Genomic DNA, 21182 nt, shown 5'->3' with positions numbered 1-21182 from the left:
GCGCCATCGTTAATACCCGATCTTCTGCGCATCCTCGCGACTAATGACAACCCTAACCCATAAGCATGAGTAAAGCCTCTCATTAGCCGCGCGAACCTCTGCAACGGAAGATCATTCATAGCAACAATACATTAGTTTCCAGCGAATTGCTGCCATCTGCTGGAAAAAAGGGGCCATGAAGGCCCCCTCTTTCTGAAACTCGAAAGAATTAGCGACGCAGACCCAGACGCTCGATCAGCGCGGTGTAACGTGCAACATCTTTACGTTTCAGGTAGTCGAGCAGTTTACGACGCTGAGAAACCATGCGCAGCAGACCACGACGGCTGTGGTGATCTTTTTTGTGCTCTGCAAAGTGGCCCTGCAGGTGGTTAATCTGTGCAGTCAACAGAGCAACCTGAACATCGGTAGAACCGGTGTCGTTTGCATCACGACCAAACTCAGAAACGATTTTAGCGGTAGCTTCAGTACTTAGAGACATTTTAAAACTCCAAAGTGTTAAGAATGAAAGGATGCCGATCTCTAATTCAGCTATCCCAGTGTATACACGCCTTCTTCAAACTGACCCTGCGCTGGCTGTGTCCGCTCACCTCGGTCACTTACCTGAGTAAGCTCCTGAGGATCCTCAGACCTGCCGCCTTGATGCAGCTCGAATGATTTTGTGTACACGCCACGCAGATTGTTAAACAATTTACGCGACGTTAAGCGGCAGTATTCTACTCGCAGCGCCCTTTTATCGCAAGACAGAGAGCGCTATGCAGGATACTCAACCACCAGGCGACGAGGGGCGACACGACCTTCATCGTCCATCTCCCCCATGCCGATAAACTTGCCGTCATCGCCTTCCGTCACGCGCACCAGCCCTTCAAGCGGCGCACCTGACGTCCGTACCGGGTTACCATTTTTAAAGTAAACCGACGATGTTAAAGGCAAATTAACAACAGGGTAGTCCGATGCAGGACTGTCCATTGGCATCAACAAAGGATCAAGCAGCTGCGCCGCCGGAATGTTCTGCTGTTCGGCCTGTTCAACCAGCTCATGCAGATGTTCCAGCGTAACCATACGATCCACCGGATACTTGCTGACCGTCAAACGACGCAGATACGTTACGTGCGCGCCGCAGCCCAGCTTCTCACCGAGATCGTCAACGATGGTGCGAATATAAGTGCCTTTGGAGCAGTGAACTTCCAGCTCCAGCTCGTTACCTTCGTGGCGAATAAACAGCAGCTCATAGACGGTAATCGGGCGCGCTTCACGCGGCACTTCAATGCCCTGACGCGCATATTCGTACAGCTTTTTACCCTGGTACTTCAGCGCCGAATACATTGACGGAATCTGCTCGATATCGCCGCGGAAAGTCTCCAGCGCGCTGGCAAGCTGCTCTGCGCTGAAGGTTACCGGACGCTCCTGCACGATTTGCCCATCGGCATCGGAGGTGTCGGTACGCTGGCCCAGACGGGCAACCACACGATAGCGTTTGTCAGAATCCAGCAAATACTGGGAAAACTTAGTCGCTTCACCGAGGCAGATAGGCAGCATGCCTGTTGCCAGCGGATCCAGCGCGCCGGTATGTCCCGCGCGGTTGGCATTGTAGATGCGCTTTACTTTTTGCAGTACGTCATTGCTGGACATGCCCTGCGGCTTATCCAGCAGTAGAACACCGTGAATGTCGCGACCACGACGACGAGGACGACTCATCAGTCCTCCTTGCTGTCGTCCGCTGGGTTCACACGACGCTCATCGTCATGTTTCACCACGCTGGTCACCAGGTTGGACATGCGCATCCCTTCAACTAACGAATTGTCGTAGAAGAAGGTCAGCTCAGGCACGATACGCAGACGCATTGCTTTACCCAGCAAAGAGCGGATAAAACCAGAGGCTTCCTGCAGTGCCTTAATGCCGTTTTTCACGGCAGCTTCGTCCTGATCGTTGAGGAAAGTCACGAACACTTTAGCGTATGCCAGGTCTCGGGACATCTCAACACCCGATACGGTGGTCATCATACCAACACGCGGGTCTTTGATTTCGCGTTGCAGGATGAGTGCGATTTCTTTCTGCATCTCCTGCGCGACACGCTGTGGGCGACCAAATTCTTTCGCCATAATAAATTCTCCAGAATAAAGACAAAAAAGGGGCCATAAGCCCCTTTTTAAATTTCTTGCCGGGTGGCGCTTCGCTTCCCCAGCCTACACTTAATCATCTTCTAAGGATTTTGGTTTGCAGTAAGGCGGCAAACTCGTAAATCCCCGGGAGCATAGATAACTATGTGACCGGGGTGATCGAGCGCAGCCAACGCAGTTGCGGCCCAAAAGACGACGAAGATTATGCGATGGTACGTTTGATCTCGATAATCTCGAACACTTCGATCATATCGCCAACGCGAACGTCGTTGTAGTTCTTAACGCCGATACCACATTCCATGCCGTTACGGACTTCGTTGACGTCATCTTTGAAGCGGCGCAGGGATTCCAGCTCGCCTTCATAGATAACCACGTTGTCGCGCAGTACGCGGATTGGGTTGTGACGTTTAATCGTGCCTTCGGTAACCATACAGCCTGCGATAGCGCCGAATTTCGGTGATTTGAACACATCACGAACTTCAGCCAGACCAATGATCTGCTGTTTCAGTTCCGGAGACAGCATGCCGCTCATCGCTGCTTTCACTTCGTCGATCAGATGATAGATGACGGAGTAGTAACGCAGATCCAGGCTTTCTGATTCGATAACTTTACGTGCAGAGGCATCAGCACGGACGTTGAAGCCAACCAGAATCGCGTTGGATGCCGCAGCCAGGGTCGCGTCGGTTTCGGTGATACCACCTACGCCAGAACCGATAATCTTCACTTTTACTTCGTCGGTAGACAGTTTCAGTAAAGAGTCGGAAATCGCTTCTACAGAACCCTGAACATCGGCCTTCAGAACGATGTTCACTTCGTGAACTTCGCCTTCGGTCATGTTGGCGAACATGTTCTCCAGTTTAGATTTCTGCTGACGAGCCAGTTTAACTTCACGGAATTTGCCCTGACGGTACAGTGCAACTTCACGGGCTTTCTTCTCGTCACGAACAACGGTAACTTCGTCACCCGCAGCCGGAACACCGGACAGACCCAGGATTTCCACCGGAATGGACGGACCCGCTTCCAGTACTTCCTGACCCAGTTCGTTACGCATCGCGCGAACGCGGCCGTATTCGAAACCACACAGTACGATGTCGCCTTTGTTCAGCGTACCTTCACGTACCAGCACGGTAGCAACCGGACCACGACCTTTATCCAGGAAGGATTCGATAACCGCACCGCTCGCCATACCTTTACGCACAGCTTTCAGTTCCAGTACTTCGGCCTGCAGCAGGATAGCATCCAGCAGTTCGTCAATACCGGTACCCGCTTTCGCAGAAACGTGGACGAACTGGCTCTCGCCGCCCCAATCTTCCGGCATGATGCCGTACTGGGACAGTTCGTTTTTAACGCGATCTGGATCCGCTTCTGGTTTATCGATTTTGTTAACTGCAACCACTACCGGCACACCTGCCGCTTTCGCGTGCTGGATAGCTTCGATAGTCTGCGGCATCACGCCGTCATCTGCTGCAACAACCAGAACAACGATATCCGTTGCCTGAGCACCGCGAGCACGCATGGAGGTAAACGCGGCGTGACCCGGGGTATCCAGGAAGGTGATCATACCGTTGTCAGTTTCAACATGGTACGCACCGATGTGCTGAGTAATGCCGCCCGCTTCGCCAGAGGCAACTTTCGTGGAACGAATGTAGTCCAGCAGAGACGTTTTACCGTGGTCAACGTGACCCATGATGGTCACTACCGGTGCGCGCGGTTCTGCCGCCGCGCCGGTGTCACGGTCGCTCATTACTGCTTCTTCCAGCTCGTTTTCACGACGCAGGATAACTTTGTGGCCCATCTCTTCGGCAACCAGCTGTGCGGTTTCCTGGTCGATGACCTGGTTAATGGTCGCCATTGCGCCCAGCTTCATCATCGCTTTGATGACCTGAGAACCTTTGACTGCCATCTTGTTCGCCAGATCGCCAACGGTGATGGTTTCGCCGATCACAACGTCACGGTTAACGGCCTGAGCCGGCTTCTGGAAGCCCTGCTGCAGAGCGGAACCTTTACGCTGCTTACCGCCTTTACCGCCGCGAACCGCTGCACGCGCTTCTTCACGGTCAGCTTTAGATTCAGCGTGTTTGTTACCTTTCTTCGCCGGACGCGCTGCTTTCGTGCTGCGAGTACGACCACGACCGCCTTCTACTTCGCGATCGTTCTCGTCTTCTGCCTGGCGAGCATGCTGAGAGGTGGTGACGTGATAATCGCTGGTATCTTCAACAGGTTCAGCGTTATTCACACCATTCTTCTCGTTTTCTTCCGCCATACGGCGAGCTTCTTCCGCTACGCGGCGCGCTTCTTCTTCAAGCTTGCGACGTGCTTCTTCTTCCGCTTTACGCTTCAGTTCTGCGGCTTCATTTTCACGGCGGGCTTTTTCGGCCTGGGCGGTTTTAGTCATATCGTCGGTCTGTTGATTGCTCACTTTGTCTTTTTCCGCAGCTTCACGTTTCGCTTTATCAGCGGCTTCACGCTTAGCTTGTTCTGCGGCCTCACGTTCGGCTTTTTGTTGCGCCTCGCGTTTGGCAGCTTCTTCTGCCTCACGACGGGCTTGCTCTTCCGCTTCACGCTGCGCCTGCTCTTCCGCGGCAAGGCGTTCAGCCTCTTGCGGATCGCGTTTCACAAAGGTGCGTGTCTTGCGGACTTCGATTTGTACCGATTTGCTTTTTCCACCGGTACCTGGAATATTGAGAGTACTGCGCGTTTTACGCTGCAATGTCAACTTATCGGGCGCTGAGCCGTTTTCACGGTTCAGATGCGCCAGTAAGGTTTGTTTCTCTTGTGCGGACACAGAGTCGTCAGCAGACTTCGGGATACCTGCATCAGCAAATTGCTGTACCAGGCGATCCACGGAGGTCTGTATCTCTGCAGCCAGCGTTTTTACGGTTACATCTGTCATACTGTTCCTTCCTGCTACAGTTTATTACGCTTCGTCGCCGAACCAGCAAATATTACGGGCAGCCATAATCAGCTCACCGGCTTTTTCGTCGGTCAACCCTTCGATATCAGCCAGATCATCAATGCCCTGTTCAGCGAGATCTTCCAGCGTACAAACACCACGGGCAGCCAGTTTGAAAGCCATCTCACGATCCAATCCTTCCAGATTCAGCAGATCGTCAGCCGGTTTGTTATCACCGAGACTTTCTTCCTGGGCCAGTGCCAGAGTGGTCAGTGCGTTTTTAGCACGCTCGCGCAGCGCTTCAACGGTCTGTTCATCCAGGCCGTCAATTTCCAGCAGCTCTTTCATTGGCACGTAGGCCAGTTCTTCCAGCGTCGCAAAACCTTCTTCCACCAGAACTGTCGCGAAATCTTCATCGATATCGAGATATTTGGTGAAGGTATCAATGGCTGCATGTGCTTCAGCCTGATGCTTCGCCTGCAGGTCATCAACGGTCATCACGTTGAGTTCCCAACCGCTCAGTTGTGAAGCCAGGCGGACGTTCTGACCATTACGTCCAATCGCCTGAGCCAGGTTACCGGCTTCAACCGCGATATCCATGGTGTGTTTGTCTTCATCCACCACGATAGAAGCGACGTCTGCTGGCGCCATTGCGTTAATCACGAACTGCGCCGGATTATCATCCCACAGGACGATATCGATACGCTCGCCGCCCAGTTCGGTAGAAACCGCCTGAACGCGCGCACCGCGCATACCCACACAGGCGCCGACCGGATCAATACGCTTGTCGTTGGTCTTAACGGCGATTTTCGCACGTGAACCCGGATCGCGAGCAGCCGCTTTAATTTCGATCACTTCTTCGCCAATTTCCGGCACTTCAATGCGGAACAGCTCTATCAGCATTTCCGGTTTGGAACGGGTTACGAACAGCTGCGCACCGCGCGCTTCCGGGCGTACAGAGTAAAGAACGCCACGAATACGGTCGCCTGGGCGGAAGTTTTCACGCGGCAGCATGTCTTCACGCAGGATCACGGCTTCAGCATTGCTGCCCAGATCCAGAGAAATGTTGTCGCGGTTAACTTTCTTCACCACACCGGTGACGATTTCGCCTTCGTGTTCGCGGAACTGATCGACAACCATTGCGCGTTCGGCTTCACGTACTTTCTGTACGATAACCTGTTTCGCGGTCTGGGTGGTGATACGGTCAAAGGTGACAGATTCAATCTGATCTTCAACATATTCGCCCACGTTCAGGCTTTCGTCTTCGAAGCGTGCCGCTTCCAGCGTAATTTCTTTGGTCGGCTGAGTAACTTCTTCTACGATTACCCAACGACGGAAGGTATCGAAATCACCGCTTTTACGATCGATTTCTACGCGAACGTCGATCTCTTGCTCATATTTTTTCTTTGTTGCTGTAGCCAGCGCACTTTCCAGCGCTTCAAAAATTTTCTCGCGTGGCAGCGCTTTTTCGTTGGATACGGCTTCAACAACAGCCAAAATTTCTTTGTTCATCGCGGGCTTTTCACCTCAATCCAGACTGTTAAAAGTGGGGAACCAGGTTCGCCTTCTGGATATTACTCAGCGCGAACACTTCATCTTTACCTTCGACTGTGACCGTGATCATCTCACCATCCACCGCTTTGATAACGCCCTGCCATTTACGACGGTTTTGTACCGCCATACGAAGAACCAGCGTCACTTCTTCACCCAGGAAACGCACGTAGTGTTCAGCTGTGAACAGAGGACGGTCGAGACCCGGAGAGGAGACTTCCAGGTTGTAGGCAACGGTGATTGGGTCTTCGACATCCATCACGGCGCTTACCTGATGGCTCACATCAGCACAATCATCAACATTGATGCCATCTTCACTATCAATATAGATGCGCAGTGTGGATGTGCGACCACGAATAAATTCGATGCCGACCAACTCGTAGCCCAGGGCTTCAACTGGCGCTGTAATCATCTCTGTTAATTTTTGCTCTAATGTGGACAAGCCCACCCCCAAGACATAAAAAAAGGGCCTAAAGCCCAGTTATTCTGTAGTCAGATAACAAAAAACCCCGATAAATCGGGGCTTTATATAACTGAACCCTATAACCGCACCTGCGGTTCGGAAAACCTTCCGAAAGAATTTTTTTCAAATCCAGCTACGAAGGCCTAAGTCTTCACAGTATATTTGAAAAAGAACTCTAAGGGAAAGTGGTTGCGGGGGCCGGATTTGAACCGACGACCTTCGGGTTATGAGCCCGACGAGCTACCAGGCTGCTCCACCCCGCGCCTGAAACGTGGCAAATTTTACTCGTTTTGGGTAAAAAATGCAAATACTGCTGGGATTTGGTACCGAGGACGGGACGTAAAATCTGCGCACAGTATATTGATTCACTATGCGGTATGTCAACCTTGTTACGACTATGCAAATCAATGAATGCTGCCCAGCGAATATTCGACCAGATAAATGTGTCACCCGCGCCGTTATTTAACGAAATTATCACTAAACTCTTCCTGTCATCCAGAAAAGATGATTAAATGAAAACTCACTTATTTTGCATAAAAATGCAATTAGTATAATAAGCCGACCTCTTCACCAGTCTATCAAGCAGGGTTTTATTTTATGACGACGATTCTCAAGCATCTCCCGGTAGGTCAACGTATTGGTATCGCTTTTTCCGGCGGCCTGGACACCAGTGCAGCACTGCTGTGGATGCGACAAAAAGGGGCTGTCCCATATGCATATACTGCGAATTTGGGCCAGCCGGATGAGGATGACTATGACGCCATTCCTCGCCGTGCAATGGAATATGGTGCTGAGAATGCTCGCCTGGTAGATTGCCGTAAGCAACTGGTTGCCGAAGGGATCGCAGCGATTCAGTGCGGTGCATTCCACAACACCACTGGCGGACTGACCTATTTCAATACCACTCCGCTGGGCCGTGCTGTCACCGGCACCATGCTGGTTGCGGCCATGAAAGAAGATGGCGTAAATATCTGGGGTGACGGTAGCACCTATAAAGGTAACGATATTGAACGTTTCTATCGTTACGGTCTGCTGACCAACGCCGAACTGCAGATTTACAAACCATGGCTGGATACCGATTTTATCGATGAACTCGGTGGTCGCCATGAGATGTCCGAATTTATGATTGCCTGTGGTTTCGACTACAAGATGTCCGTTGAGAAAGCGTACTCCACGGACTCCAATATGCTCGGGGCGACCCACGAAGCAAAAGACCTCGAGTTTCTGAACTCCAGCGTCAAAATCGTCAACCCGATTATGGGCGTGAAATTCTGGGATGAGAGCGTGAAGATCCCGGCAGAAGAAGTCACCGTGCGTTTCGAGCAGGGTCATCCGGTAGCGCTGAACGGTAAAACCTTCAGCGACGACGTTGAGATGATGCTAGAAGCCAACCGCATCGGCGGCCGTCACGGTCTGGGTATGAGCGATCAGATTGAAAACCGTATCATTGAAGCGAAAAGCCGGGGCATCTACGAAGCTCCGGGGATGGCATTGCTGCACATCGCCTATGAGCGTCTGCTGACCGGGATTCACAACGAAGACACCATCGAGCAGTATCACGCGCACGGTCGCCAGCTTGGTCGTCTGTTGTATCAGGGCCGCTGGTTTGACTCTCAGGCGCTGATGCTGCGTGACGGTCTGCAGCGTTGGGTTGCCAGCCAGATTACAGGTGAAGTGACGCTGGAACTGCGTCGCGGTAATGATTACTCAATCCTCAACACCGTGTCTGACAATCTGACTTACAAACCAGAACGTCTGACGATGGAAAAAGGCGACTCGGTATTCTCTCCGGATGATCGTATCGGTCAGTTGACCATGCGTAATCTGGATATCACTGATACCCGCGAGAAGCTGTTCGGTTATGCGCAGTCTGGCCTGCTTACCGCCTCTTCCACAACCGGCCTGCCGCAGGTTGAAAATCTGGAAAACAAGGCGAAGTAAATATTCATCATCTTCAGGCCGCGAAAGCGGCCTTTTTTATGCGCAGAAAATAGGGATGTTCTGTTACCCTGAGGCCTGATAAGCTTGGCATCATCAGGTATTGTAATAGTCGGATGGCGTCCTAAATGTCTTATCCGACCTACAGAACTACCACAAATGACAGACGAAAAAAAAGACGCTTTGCAGCGTCTTTTTTTTGGAATTTGGTACCGAGGATGGGACTCGAACCCACAAGCCCGTTAGGGCACTACCACCTCAAGGTAGCGTGTCTACCAATTCCACCACCTCGGTACAGAATACTTAGCGTGGGATATCGCTGGTCGGCTGAGCCGGAGCAGCTGGCTGAGTTTGCTCGGTTTTCGCCGGTGCACTCAGATTTTCCCACTCACTTCCTTTATTGGTCTTATTGCTGTTCATGTTACCCAGCACCAGACTGATGATGAAGAACAAGGTTCCCAATACAGCTGTCATGCGGGTCATGAAGTTACCAGAACCACTTGAACCAAACAGAGTACCAGAAGCGCCTGCGCCAAAAGAGGCTCCCATATCAGCGCCTTTGCCTTGCTGCAGCATGATCAAGCCTACCAGGCCAATTGCCACAATAAGGAAAACTACTAAAAGAGCTTCGTGCATAATCAACCTGTTCCTTGCGGAGTTGCCGCGTACAATGCTTCGACCATTAAAGCGGGAATGTTTACTGTTTCCCACTGAAGCGGGTGTGAATACTAACCAAAGCGAATAACCTTCGCAAGGGCAATTTGTTGGCATTGTATCAACTGCGGAAAAAATCGCCACATCAATCAAAAACGCAGCAACTTCTCCCAGCATCTCTGCATGACGGCGCGTTGATCGTCAAGATTCGCCCATACCACAACGGGGATTTCACAAATCAGGTCAGCGTTTTCTGGCCAGCAGTGAATAATTTGCTGGTTCACCAACTCTTCCGCCACCATCGATTCGGGTAACCATGCCATTCCCATATGCCGCAGCACCATTTCTCGTATCGTTTCGCTTAAACCACTCTCAAACACTTTTTTCAGACGTGGGCGGACGCGTTGTTCAGCTGGCTCAATAATGCGTCTGACAAAGGTGTAGTCGCTATAGCATAGCCATGGGATCGGCGCATGCGGATCGTTAAGCGCATTAGCCAACTGCGCAGAAATAACCGGTATAAATCGCTCATACCGCCATAGTGAACGTTTTAACCCTCCGGCAATCTCCAGCCCCGGCTGCGAAGACGGTAAATCGTAGGTCACCAGCAGATCGATTTGCCGATCTATCAAGGCGTTAAAGTGGTTGTCTATCCCCTGAATACTGGCATTAACCGTAAAATTTAACTGCGGTTCACTCTGTCGCAGATAGTTGATCATATCCGGCAGGATATTCACCGACAGCGTATGCAGGCTAACCATCACCAGCGTATTGTCCGTTGCTGGCGTCATCGCCGATAGCTCGTGGCGCGCCTCTGTTAGTGTACTGAGGACGTGCCGGGCATAGGGTTCAAAGCGTTCACCATAGCGTGTCAGCGTAACGGGGGTCGTGGTCCGGTCAAACAACGGCACCCCTAACACCTCTTCCAGCGCCTTTATACGCCGACTGAGTGCGGGTTGAGTAATATGTCGCTGCGCCGCGGCCTGAGAGTAGTTTCCATGCTGACTCAATGCCAGAAAATCTTCCAGCCACTTACAATCCACGTTGAACTCTCCACCATGCCATAACCGCATCCTCCAATACCAAATCGGTAATAGTCATAGTTATAGTAATGGCTTTATGGTGGGCATCATAACAACAATATTCCTTTTCACCTGCCGACTCTCACCCACGACGTTTGACAGGACCGATATGTTTACTTTATTGACCAATGCCCGTGTTTTTTCTCCCGAGGATTTAGGCCTCTGCTCCCTGCTCATTCATGCCGACCGAATTGTGGCGGTAGAAAAAGATATTTCCCTGTTTGATGGCGTCGACGAGGTCATCGATTGTCATGGCAAATGGGTTATCCCAGGCATAATCGATCAACATGTCCATCTTACCGGTGGCGGTGGCGAGGCTGGATTTGCCAGCCGAACGCCAGCCGTCAAGCTACGCGATCTGATTCAGGCAGGTATTACCACGGTTGTCGGCGTGTTAGGTACCGATGCCATTTCTCGTTCGCCCAAAGACCTCTACGCCAAAATGCAGTCTCTCAACCTTGAGGGATTACGCGCATTTATGCATACGGGAGCCTACGCGGTACCCAGCCCAACCATTACGCGCTCCATTCGCGATGACATGACCTTCATCCCGGCGATTCTTGGCGTCAAAATCGCCCTCGCCGATCACCGTGGTTCTTACCCCTCTTTCCAGGAATTGCTGAGAATAGTAAGCGATATCCGCGTGGCTTCCCTGCTGGCAGGCAAAAAAGGGTTACTGCATGTACATCTTGGGAATCTGCCGGAAGGGATGTCGCAGCTTATTGAGCTGTGTGATGCAGGCATTCCGATTCACCACATTTCACCGACCCATGTTGCGAGAACAGCGCCCTTGTTCGAACAGGCGATTGCGTTCGCTCATCGTGGCGGCCATATCGACGTGACGTCTGGCGGTAGTCGCTTTATGCCTCAGGAGCAGGCAATCCTCCACGCTCTGGAAGCCCAGGTTCCAGCCGATCGCATCACGATCAGCTCTGATGGTAATGGCAGCGTTCCGCGCTTCAACGCCCAGGGTATTGTGGAAGGCTTAAGCGCGGCACCGGTCGCAGGTAACCTTAATCTTCTTCCTCGTCTGATTGATGTGGGGATCCCGGTGCCACAAGCGATCGCGATGTTGACGGCAAACGTTGCGCGCTCGTTGGGTATTTCCGGCGGCGTGCTCTGCGCCGGGGAACGTGCTGATATCTGTGTACTCAATGATGACCTCTCGCTGGCCCATCTGTTCGCTGCGGGTAAGCCGTTGCTGCGGGATGGCGAGTGCCTGGTTACTGGCAACTTCGAGTAAGGGGGCAAGAATGTCATTATTACTGGCGCTAATTGCCATCATTTTTGCCGGACGTCTGATCCTCAAAAAATATCACCCCCAGTCAGTGTTGCTGTTGACCGGGATTGTGCTGCTGCTTATCGCGCATTTTAGCGGGATGACCACGCTCAGTGACCTGGTGAAAAAAAGCACCGGATTCGGCCCCTTTGATGCCTTCGAGTTTATTCGCGATACCCTGAGCGTGCGCCTCGGCGGCCTTGGGCTGCAAATTATGCTGATTGGTGGTTTCGCTACATATATGTCGGCCATTGGCGCAAGCCAGGTGCTGGTTCGGGTGACATCTCGCCCTTTGCAACGCCTGAACTCACCGTATCTGCTGTTGGGGCTGGCGCTGTTGCTGGGTCAATTCCTGTCGCTGTTTATCAGCAGCGCCACCGGGCTGGGTCTGCTGTTGATGGCGACGCTCTACCCGCTGCTGACCCGTCTTGGCTGTAGCCGCGCTGCCGTTGCCGCCGTTATCGCCAGTACCTGTGCGGTTGAATTTGGTCCAGGTTCCGGCAACTCGGTTCTCGCCGCCAAAACCGCAGGCATCGAGGTGGTGAACTATTTCGTGCAGGATCAGTTGCCGATCGTCGTCCCCGTTATTCTGTTCATCGCCCTGTTACATATTGTTGTGCAACGCTTTTTCGACCATCGGGAAAGCAGTGACGGTGTGGCTCAGCAGATGCAGACATTAACGTCGACCGATGAAACTGAAGCACCGATCGCCTGGCTTTTTCTGCCCATGCTACCTCTGGTGTTGATGCTGGTGTGCAGTGATTTAGTATTCAGTTCGCTCAAAATTACGCTGGATACCGCCGTACTGATAAGCCTCGCCATTACCCTGGTTTGTGAGTATTGCCGTCATCGTAAGGCGCGCGAGGTGATGGCAGGCGTACAAAAAGTCTTTGACAGCATGGGCAGCGTTTTTGCCACCGTCGTCACGCTGATTATCGCCGGTGAAGTCTTTTCAGCCGGACTGAAAGCTATTGGCGCCGTCGATGCGCTGCTGTCGCTTTCCGGTGAATTTGGCCTCAGCGCCGCCTCTATTATCCTGCTGATGACCCTTATCACCTTTGCAATTTCAGCGCTAATGGGCTCCGGAAATGCGGCGTTTTTCTCCTTCGCCCCAATGGTACCGGACATCAGCCGTCATATCGGTAGCGATATCGCAGTCATGATGTTGCCTATCCAGATATCGGCGGGTATTGGTCGTACGTTATCCCCCATTGCCGGCGTCATCATTGCTATCGCGGGAATTGCAGGCGTCTCACCTGTGGACATTGTTAAGCGCACCGCGATTCCGATGCTGGGCGGTTGGTTACTGATGATTGCGCTGACCTTTGCCCGGTCAGGGCATTTGCTGGCGGTTCTGCCGTGGCTGGCAGTCCTTGTAATATTAATGATCGGTGGTTACTTCTGGCAGCGCCGACATAAACAGTCGCTTCCCGTACAGTAAAAAAAAACCGGAGTCCCAGACTCCGGTTTTCACTGTCTTTAGTGATTACACCGCTTTGACGGCATCGGCAATACGGTGAGCGAATTCAGTCACCTGCGCTTCATCTTCACCTTCAACCATCACGCGAATTAACGGTTCAGTACCTGACTTACGCAGCAGAACACGTCCGCGATTGCCCAGTGCAGCTTCAACTTCAGCCATCACCGCTTTCACGTTTTCATGTTCCAGCGGATCGCCGCTACCTGCGGTGTAACGTACGTTAACCAGCAGTTGCGGGAACATTTTCATGCCGCTGCACAGGTCGTGCAAACTCATATGGTTACGCACCATCGCCGCCAGTACCTGCAGACCTGCAACGATACCGTCACCGGTGGTGGTTTTGTCCAGCAGGATCACATGGCCTGAGTTTTCAGCACCGATACGCCAGCCTTTTTCCTGCATTTTTTCCAGTACGTAGCGGTCGCCGACTTTCGCACGGGCAAACGGAATACCCAGCTGTTTCAGCGCCAGCTCGAGGCCCATATTGCTCATCAGCGTACCTACCGCACCACCGCGCAGTTGCCCCTGACGCAGGGCTTCACGGGCAATGATGTACATGATCTGATCGCCATCGACCTTATTGCCTTCGTGGTCAACCATAATGACACGGTCGCCGTCACCATCCAGCGCAATACCCAGATCGGCTTTTTCCGCCATCACGCGCGCCTGCAGGGCACGAACGTCGGTAGCGCCGACTTCTTCATTGATATTCACACCGTTTGGCTCACAGCCAATAGCAATCACGTTTGCGCCCAGCTCACGCAGTACATTTGGCGCAATGTGGTACGTCGCACCATTAGCGCAATCCACCACAATTTTAAGCTCACTCAGACTCAATTCATTCGGGAAGGTGCCTTTGCAAAACTCGATATAACGACCGGCAGCATCAACGATGCGGGTAGCTTTACCCAGTTCAGCCGAGTCCACGCAGGTGATCGCTTTTTCCATTTCGGCTTCGATAGCTTCTTCAACCGCATCCGGCAGTTTGGTCCCATCGATGGAGAAGAATTTAATTCCGTTGTCATAGTACGGGTTGTGCGAAGCGGAGATAACAATCCCGGCTTCAGCACGGAAGGCACGCGTCAGATATGCAACAGCAGGTGTTGGCATTGGGCCTGTGAAAGAAGCCGACAGTCCGGCGGCAGCCAGACCCGCTTCCAGTGCGGACTCCAGCATATAGCCGGAAATACGCGTATCTTTGCCGATAATAATTTTACGTGAACCATGACGTGCCAGCACTTTTCCTGCAGCCCAACCCAGTTTGAGTACAAAGTCAGGGGTAATTGGGGCGTCGCCTACGCGACCACGGATCCCATCGGTGCCAAAATATTTACGATTACTCATAGCGTTTATTTTCCTTTGCAGACAATGTGGCTTCCACCACACGCATCGCTTCTACGGTTTCTTTGACGTCATGGACACGAATGATATGCGCCCCTTGCATTGCGGCAATGACCGCACACGCAAGGCTACCGCTCAGGCGTTCGGATGGCCCCACATTCAGCAACTGGCCAACCATTGATTTTCGTGACATCCCAACCAGCAATGGCAGATTAAAATGATGAAACTCAGCCAAACGTGCCAGTAATGTGTAGTTGTGAGTGAGATTTTTACCGAATCCGAACCCGGGGTCGAGCAACAATTTATCTTTTGTGATTCCAGCCCGCTCGCAGCGTGCTATTTGTTCAACAAAGTAACGATTTACATCAGCAAAAACATCCTCGTACTTTGGTGCTTCCTGCATGGTTTTCGGCTGACCCTGCATATGCATCAGACAAACCGGTAATCCGGTTTCTGCTGCGGCTTCCAGCGCCCCAGGCTCCGAGAGTGAGCGAATGTCATTAATGATATGTGCGCCGACTCTGGCGCACTCGCGAATCACTTCTGCTTTTGAAGTATCGACCGAAATCCACACTTCAAAACGTTGAGCAATCGCCTCCACCACCGGGATCACTCGCTGCAACTCTTCTTCCACGCTCACATCGGCCGCGCCTGGACGTGTGGATTCACCACCCACATCAATGATAGTCGCCCCGGCGTTAATCATCAGGTTTGCGTGTTTTACCGCCTCAACCAGAGAGTTGTGCGCACCACCATCGGAAAAGGAATCTGGCGTGACGTTCAAAATCCCCATGACGTGTGGATGGCTGAGATCCAGTGAAGACCCCTGAGCAAAGAGTTTCATAGTTTTATCCCTGATAACATCTTGAATATACAAATAAGAAAAACCCCGGGGCAAGCCCCAGGGTTTTAAATTAAAACACGGTCATCATCAACGATAACTTATTTGTCGCCCAGTTGCTCTGACATGGTGCCAGAGTCCGGCGCACGCGGTTCATCAACCGGACGCGGCGCACTTGGCTTGCCGGTGCTGCCAGAGTTGTTGTTAGAAGAACCCGGTTCTTCCCAACCCGCTGGCGGACGTACCTCGCGGCGAGCCATCAGATCATCAATCTGCGGCGCATCGATGGTCTCATATTTCATGAGCGCATCTTTCATCGAGTGCAGAATGTCCATGTTTTCGTTCAGCAGACGACGCGCACGGTCATAGTTACGCTCAATCAGAAGTTTAACTTCCTGATCGATAATACGAGCCGTTTCATCGGACATATGTTTAGCTTTCGCCACAGAACGTCCCAGGAACACTTCGCCTTCTTCTTCAGCGTACAGCAACGGACCGAGTTTCTCGGAGAAGCCCCACTGAGTAACCATGTTACGCGCCAGGTTAGTCGCGACTTTAATGTCGTTCGACGCACCGGTAGAAACATGTTCAACACCGTAGATGATCTCTTCGGCCAGACGACCGCCGTACAGCGTGGAGATCTGACTTTCCAGTTTCTGGCGGCTGGCGCTGATTGCGTCGCCTTCAGGCAGGAAGAAAGTCACACCCAGCGCACGACCGCGCGGGATAATCGTCACTTTGTGCACCGGATCGTGTTCCGGTACCAGGCGACCGATAATCGCGTGGCCTGCTTCGTGATACGCGGTAGATTCTTTCTGCGCTTCCGTCATCACCATGGAGCGACGTTCCGCACCCATCATGATTTTGTCTTTCGCTTTCTCGAATTCAACCATCGATACAACACGCTTATTGCCACGAGCTGCAAACAGCGCCGCTTCGTTGACCAGGTTCGCGAGATCTGCACCGGAGAAGCCAGGCGTACCACGTGCAATGATTGCCGCATCGATATCCGGAGACAGCGGTACGCGACGCATATGCACTTTCAGGATCTGTTCACGACCGCGGACATCCGGCAGACCAACCACAACCTGACGGTCGAAACGGCCTGGACGCAGCAGCGCAGGGTCGAGAACGTCCGGACGGTTAGTTGCCGCGATAACGATAATGCCTTCGTTACCTTCGAAGCCGTCCATCTCAACCAGCATCTGGTTCAGCGTCTGTTCACGTTCATCGTGACCACCGCCCAGACCTGCACCACGCTGGCGGCCTACGGCGTCGATTTCATCGATGAAGATGATGCACGGTGCCGCTTTCTTGGCTTGTTCGAACATGTCACGCACACGAGATGCACCGACACCCACGAACATTTCCACGAAATCAGAACCGGAAATGGTGAAGAAAGGAACCTTCGCTTCACCTGCGATAGCTTTCGCCAGCAGGGTTTTACCCGTACCCGGAGGACCGACCATCAGGACGCCTTTCGGGATTTTACCGCCCAGCTTCTGGAAACGGCTCGGTTCGCGCAGATACTCAACCAGCTCAGCAACTTCTTCTTTTGCTTCGTCGCAACCAGCAACGTCTGCAAAAGTCGTTTTGATCTGATCTTCCGTCAGCATGCGCGCTTTGCTCTTACCGAACGACATGGCACCTTTGCCACCACCGCCCTGCATTTGACGCATGAAGAAGATCCAGACACCAATCAGCAGCAGCATTGGGAACCAGGAAATGAAGATAGAAGCCAGCAGGCTCGGCTCTTCAGGCGGTTCACCAACAACCTTGACGTTTTTGGTCAGCAGGTTATCAAGCAGCTTCGGATCGTTAACCGGAATGTAGGTCGTGTAACGGTTACTATCTTTCTTGGTAACGTTAATCTCACGTCCGTTGATCTTCGCTTCACGAACCTGGTCCTGATTGACCTCTTGCAGGAAGGTAGAGTAATCAACCTTACGGCCATTAGACTCGCTGGGCCCAAAGCTCTGGAATACTGACATCAGCACAACGGCAATGACCAGCCAGAGAATTAGGTTTTTCGCCATGTCACTCAAGGGATTAACCTCATATTACAACTGTGTTAAAAACAGCGTCAGGATACTCTATATCCAGTTTCTTTCAAACTTTCGTTTGAAATCTACCGGTTATGGTTTACGCCCGGTCGCTACAATATACACTTCACGCGAACGGGCGCGAGAAGAGTCCGGCTTACGAACTTTGACCTTCGTAAACAGGGAGCGAATCTCTCTTAGATACTCATCGAAGCCTTCGCCCTGGAACACCTTCACTACAAAACTACCACCTGGCGCTAATACATCACGAGCCATTCCAAGCGCCAGCTCTACCAGATACATGGCCCGGGGAATATCCACCGCCGGTGTTCCACACATATTTGGCGCCATATCAGACATGACAACTTGTACTTTACTGTCACCTACGCGCTCAAGTAACGCTTTCAGGACTAATTCATCACGAAAGTCGCCCTGAAGGAAGTCCACACCAACGATTGGATCCATAGGTAAAAGATCGCAAGCGATAATGCGGCCAGTGTTGCCGATCTGCGTAACCGCATATTGCGACCAGCCACCGGGTGCAGCACCGAGATCAACAATCGTCATCCCCGGTTTAAAAATTTTGTCACTTTGCTGTATTTCATCAAGTTTAAACCAGGCACGGGAACGTAACCCCTTTTTCTGCGCCTGCTGAACATATTTATCGCTAAAGTGTTCCTGAAGCCAGCGACTCGAGCTGGCAGAACGCTTTTTACCTGTCATTTCACATTCCCAAAGGGCAGTTCATCGTAACCAATGGTGTAAATTTCTACACAGCTATTTGGCGATATATGGGAGATGGCGGTAGAATGACCCGTTTTCAATCCCAACGTAAGCAAAAATATACGATGAATCTGAGTACTAAACAAAAACAGCACCTGAAAGGTCTGGCACATCCGCTCAAGCCTGTAGTTATGCTTGGCAACAATGGTTTGACCGAAGGGGTACTGGCCGAGATTGAACAAGCGTTAGAGCACCATGAACTTATCAAGGTGAAAATCGCCTCGGAAGATCGCGATACTAAAACCTTGATCGTGGAAGCTATCGTACGCGAAACCGGCGCCTGCAATGTACAGGTCATCGGTAAAACGCTGGTACTGTATCGCCCGACTAAAGAACGTAAAATCTCGCTGCCACGCTAAGAATATCCCAAAGTTGCACACGAAGTTTGTGTAAAACGCGGGATTTTCCGCTAGCAGGAGAGCAAAATGCCACGCTCTCTTCGTTGATAAAAGGCCGCTATGCGGCCTTTTTCCTTTCTTTACAATGTATCAACATCTTAACCAAGATGCGAATTACAGGTATTCTACCTTCGTTACTTCATATTCAACTTCACCGCCCGGCGTTTTAATAACCACCACGTCATCCTGTTCTTTACCGATCAGGCCACGAGCAATAGGCGAGTTCACCGAAATCAGGTTCTGTTTAAAATCGGCTTCATCATCGCCGACAATACGCCAGGTCTGCTCTTCGTCGTTATCGAGATTCAGCACGGTAACCGTCGCGCCGAAAACTACGCGACCATTGTTCGGCATTTTTGTGACGTCGATAACCTGCGCGTTGGACAGTTTAGCTTCGATATCTTTAATGCGCCCTTCGCAGAAACCCTGCTGTTCGCGCGCCGCGTGATACTCTGCATTTTCTTTCAGGTCGCCATGCTCGCGCGCATCTGCGATAGCGGCAATGATTTCAGGACGGCGCACCGATTTCAGAAAATCCAGCTCTTCGCGCAGTTTTTCAGCACCACGTAAGGTCATTGGGATAGCTTGCATTTGTTATACCTCTTGAACATTCCTGTAGGGGGCGGCTGCTCTCACCCCGGCTGCTAAGCCCACTCTGGCATACGCCATGCCAGAGTCAGAAGCAAAAAAATACCGACCCGGGGCTCAGGGTCCCAGGTCAGCTACAATTCTCTATTTGATGATCATTTTACCCTGGAGTTCCCTATGGGTCATCGTTTACTTTTTGGGGCGTTGCGCCGTAGTATGACGGCCTGTTTCCAGGTTGTTAGCGCGAGATTATGCGATTTTCCAGATTTACCATTGGATTGACTGCCAGTATAGCGTTCAGCGTTCAGGCTGCGAACGTCGACGAGTATATCAATCAGCTCCCTGCCGGGGCCAACCTCGCCCTTATGGTACAGAAGGTTGGCGCACCTGCTCCTGCTATTGATTACCATAGCCAGCAGATGGCGCTGCCGGCCAGTACCCAGAAAGTGATCACCGCGCTGGCGGCATTGATTCAGCTCGGGCCTGACTTTCGTTTTACCACCACGCTTGAGACTAAAGGCAACGTGGAAGGCGGCGTTTTGAAAGGTGACTTAGTGGCGCGATTTGGTGCCGATCCGACGCTAAAACGTCAGGATATTCGCAATATGGTGGCAACCCTGAAAAAATCAGGCGTGACGCAAATTGCCGGAAATGTCTTGATCGACACCTCCATTTTCGCCAGCCATGATAAAGCGCCGGGCTGGCCCTGGAACGACATGACGCAGTGTTTTAGCGCACCGCCCGCGGCAGCCATTGTCGATCGTAACTGTTTCTCGGTTTCACTCTATAGCGCGCAAAAACCTAACGATCTCGCCTTTATCCGCGTGGCTTCTTACTACCCGGTCACCATGTTCAGTCAGGTGCGTACTCTCGCTCGTGGCTCTGCCGAAGCGCAATATTGTGAACTGGACGTGGTTCCAGGCGATCTCAACCGCTTTACGTTGACCGGATGCCTGCCCCAACGAGCCGATCCGCTGCCGCTGGCATTCGCTATTCAGGACGGCGCCAGCTATGCCGGGGCGATTATCAAAGATGAGCTAAAACAAGCCGGTATCACTTACAGCGGGACTCTGCTGCGCCAGACGCTGGTCAACGAGCCGGGGACCGTGGTAGCCAGTAAGCAGTCGGCGCCGCTGCACGACCTGCTTAAGATTATGCTGAAAAAATCGGACAACATGATTGCCGATACCGTTTTCCGTATGATTGGCCATGCACGATTTAACGTGCCTGGCACCTGGAGAGCAGGTTCTGATGCCGTACGCCAGATTCTGCGTCAGCAAGCGGGTATTGATATCGGCAACACCATTATTGCCGACGGTTCTGGTCTCTCGCGCCATAACCTGATTGCCCCAGCGACCATGATGCAGGTGCTGCAATATATCGCTCAGCACGATAACGAGCTGAACTTTATCACCATGCTACCGCTGGCAGGCCATGACGGCTCTTTGCAATACCGTGCGGGTCTGCATCAGGCTGGCGTAGATGGCAAAGTATCGGCGAAGACAGGCTCACTGCAGGGGGTCTATAACCTGGCAGGCTTCATCACCACGGCAAGCGGTCAGCGCATGGCATTTGTGCAGTATCTGTCTGGTTATGCGGTAGAGCCAGCTGATCAGCGTAATCGCCGTATTCCACTGGTCCGCTTCGAGAGCCGGTTATACAAGGATATTTATCAGAATAACTGAGTATGTTTGCCGGATGGCAGCGCTAACGCACCTAATCCGGCCTTCTG

At 52.1% G+C, this 21182-nt stretch carries 18 protein-coding genes and 2 tRNA genes; 5 read left to right on the top strand and 15 right to left on the bottom strand.

What is annotated here, in order from left to right:
• Positions 1-208: 208 nt before the first annotated feature.
• From rpsO to HV237_RS02600, 7 genes are all read right to left on the bottom strand, one after another.
• Positions 209-478 carry a 30S ribosomal protein S15 gene (rpsO, locus tag HV237_RS02630; protein WP_000059465.1) on the bottom strand — a complete coding sequence of 90 codons (270 nt, stop codon included), beginning with the start codon at positions 476-478 and terminating at the stop codon, positions 209-211.
• 272 nt (positions 479-750) lie between these two features.
• The gene (truB, locus tag HV237_RS02625; protein WP_047358518.1) at positions 751-1695 is read right to left on the bottom strand and encodes a tRNA pseudouridine(55) synthase TruB; all 945 of its coding nucleotides are present in this window, start codon (positions 1693-1695) and stop codon (positions 751-753) included.
• A complete protein-coding gene (gene rbfA / locus HV237_RS02620) occupies positions 1695-2099 on the bottom strand; it encodes a 30S ribosome-binding factor RbfA (protein WP_003024988.1) in 405 nt (134 codons plus the stop codon). The genes truB and rbfA overlap by 1 nt, the downstream gene beginning before the upstream one ends.
• Positions 2100-2319: 220 nt before the next feature.
• A complete protein-coding gene (gene infB / locus HV237_RS02615; RefSeq protein ID WP_016154667.1) occupies positions 2320-5010 on the bottom strand; it encodes a translation initiation factor IF-2 in 2691 nt (896 codons plus the stop codon).
• Positions 5011-5034: 24 nt separating this feature from the next.
• Positions 5035-6522, bottom strand: coding sequence for a transcription termination factor NusA (gene nusA / locus HV237_RS02610; RefSeq protein WP_003024992.1), 1488 nt, complete (start codon positions 6520-6522; stop codon positions 5035-5037).
• 28 nt (positions 6523-6550) lie between these two features.
• A complete protein-coding gene (gene rimP, locus HV237_RS02605) occupies positions 6551-7003 on the bottom strand; it encodes a ribosome maturation factor RimP (RefSeq protein WP_003024996.1) in 453 nt (150 codons plus the stop codon).
• Positions 7004-7210: 207 nt separating this feature from the next.
• A tRNA-Met gene (locus HV237_RS02600) sits at positions 7211-7287 on the bottom strand.
• Between the two features lie 334 nt (positions 7288-7621).
• Between HV237_RS02600 and argG the strand changes: the two genes are divergently transcribed.
• Positions 7622-8965, top strand: coding sequence for an argininosuccinate synthase (argG, locus tag HV237_RS02595; RefSeq protein WP_003024998.1), 1344 nt, complete (start codon positions 7622-7624; stop codon positions 8963-8965).
• A 204-nt stretch (positions 8966-9169) separates the two neighbouring features.
• Here the strand turns inward: argG and HV237_RS02590 are convergent.
• The 3 genes from HV237_RS02590 to HV237_RS02580 all read right to left on the bottom strand — a co-directional run bounded on the left by HV237_RS02590 (position 9170) and on the right by HV237_RS02580 (position 10659).
• Positions 9170-9256: transfer RNA gene (locus HV237_RS02590), tRNA-Leu, on the bottom strand.
• A 9-nt stretch (positions 9257-9265) separates the two neighbouring features.
• Positions 9266-9598 carry a preprotein translocase subunit SecG gene (gene secG, locus HV237_RS02585; RefSeq protein ID WP_003025000.1) on the bottom strand — a complete coding sequence of 111 codons (333 nt, stop codon included), beginning with the start codon at positions 9596-9598 and terminating at the stop codon, positions 9266-9268.
• A 167-nt stretch (positions 9599-9765) separates the two neighbouring features.
• Positions 9766-10659, bottom strand: coding sequence for a LysR family transcriptional regulator (locus HV237_RS02580; RefSeq protein WP_047358519.1), 894 nt, complete (start codon positions 10657-10659; stop codon positions 9766-9768).
• 148 nt (positions 10660-10807) lie between these two features.
• Here HV237_RS02580 and iadA point away from each other — a divergent pair, with 148 nt between their 5' ends.
• Positions 10808-11941 carry a beta-aspartyl-peptidase gene (gene iadA / locus HV237_RS02575; protein WP_016154669.1) on the top strand — a complete coding sequence of 378 codons (1134 nt, stop codon included), beginning with the start codon at positions 10808-10810 and terminating at the stop codon, positions 11939-11941.
• Positions 11942-11951: 10 nt separating this feature from the next.
• Positions 11952-13418 carry a C4-dicarboxylate transporter DcuC gene (gene dcuC / locus HV237_RS02570; protein ID WP_016157568.1) on the top strand — a complete coding sequence of 489 codons (1467 nt, stop codon included), beginning with the start codon at positions 11952-11954 and terminating at the stop codon, positions 13416-13418.
• 45 nt (positions 13419-13463) lie between these two features.
• On the opposite strand, the gene glmM is transcribed toward dcuC, so the two are convergent.
• From glmM to rlmE, 4 genes are all read right to left on the bottom strand, one after another.
• Complete coding sequence (glmM, locus tag HV237_RS02565) at positions 13464-14801, bottom strand: phosphoglucosamine mutase (RefSeq protein ID WP_016157569.1); 1338 nt, start codon at positions 14799-14801, stop codon at positions 13464-13466.
• Entirely contained in the window at positions 14794-15642 is an 849-nt protein-coding gene (folP, locus tag HV237_RS02560; protein WP_016154672.1) for a dihydropteroate synthase, read from the bottom strand. Before folP ends, glmM begins: the two co-directional genes overlap by 8 nt.
• A gap of 98 nt (positions 15643-15740) precedes the next feature.
• Positions 15741-17675, bottom strand: a complete 1935-nt coding sequence (ftsH, locus tag HV237_RS02555) for an ATP-dependent zinc metalloprotease FtsH (protein ID WP_019077783.1) — start codon at positions 17673-17675, stop codon at positions 15741-15743.
• Positions 17676-17774: 99 nt separating this feature from the next.
• Positions 17775-18404, bottom strand: a complete 630-nt coding sequence (rlmE, locus tag HV237_RS02550; RefSeq protein ID WP_003025015.1) for a 23S rRNA (uridine(2552)-2'-O)-methyltransferase RlmE — start codon at positions 18402-18404, stop codon at positions 17775-17777.
• 125 nt (positions 18405-18529) lie between these two features.
• Between rlmE and yhbY the strand changes: the two genes are divergently transcribed.
• Positions 18530-18823: a ribosome assembly RNA-binding protein YhbY gene (gene yhbY / locus HV237_RS02545; protein ID WP_003025016.1), complete on the top strand. Its 294-nt coding sequence runs from the start codon at positions 18530-18532 to the stop codon at positions 18821-18823.
• 153 nt (positions 18824-18976) lie between these two features.
• Here the strand turns inward: yhbY and greA are convergent, their stop codons facing one another.
• A complete protein-coding gene (gene greA, locus HV237_RS02540; RefSeq protein ID WP_016154674.1) occupies positions 18977-19453 on the bottom strand; it encodes a transcription elongation factor GreA in 477 nt (158 codons plus the stop codon).
• A 248-nt stretch (positions 19454-19701) separates the two neighbouring features.
• On the opposite strand from greA, the gene dacB reads away from it, so the two are divergent.
• Positions 19702-21135: a serine-type D-Ala-D-Ala carboxypeptidase gene (dacB, locus tag HV237_RS02535; RefSeq protein WP_016157571.1), complete on the top strand. Its 1434-nt coding sequence runs from the start codon at positions 19702-19704 to the stop codon at positions 21133-21135.
• Positions 21136-21182 lie beyond the last annotated feature (47 nt).

Origin of the sequence: Citrobacter sp. RHBSTW-00570 (assembly GCF_013739755.1) — a bacterium.
Taxonomy (GTDB): Bacteria; Pseudomonadota; Gammaproteobacteria; order Enterobacterales; family Enterobacteriaceae; genus Citrobacter; species Citrobacter braakii.
The sequence above is the reverse complement of the archived record's forward strand: the minus strand, read 5'-3'. Positions and strand labels throughout refer to the sequence as shown.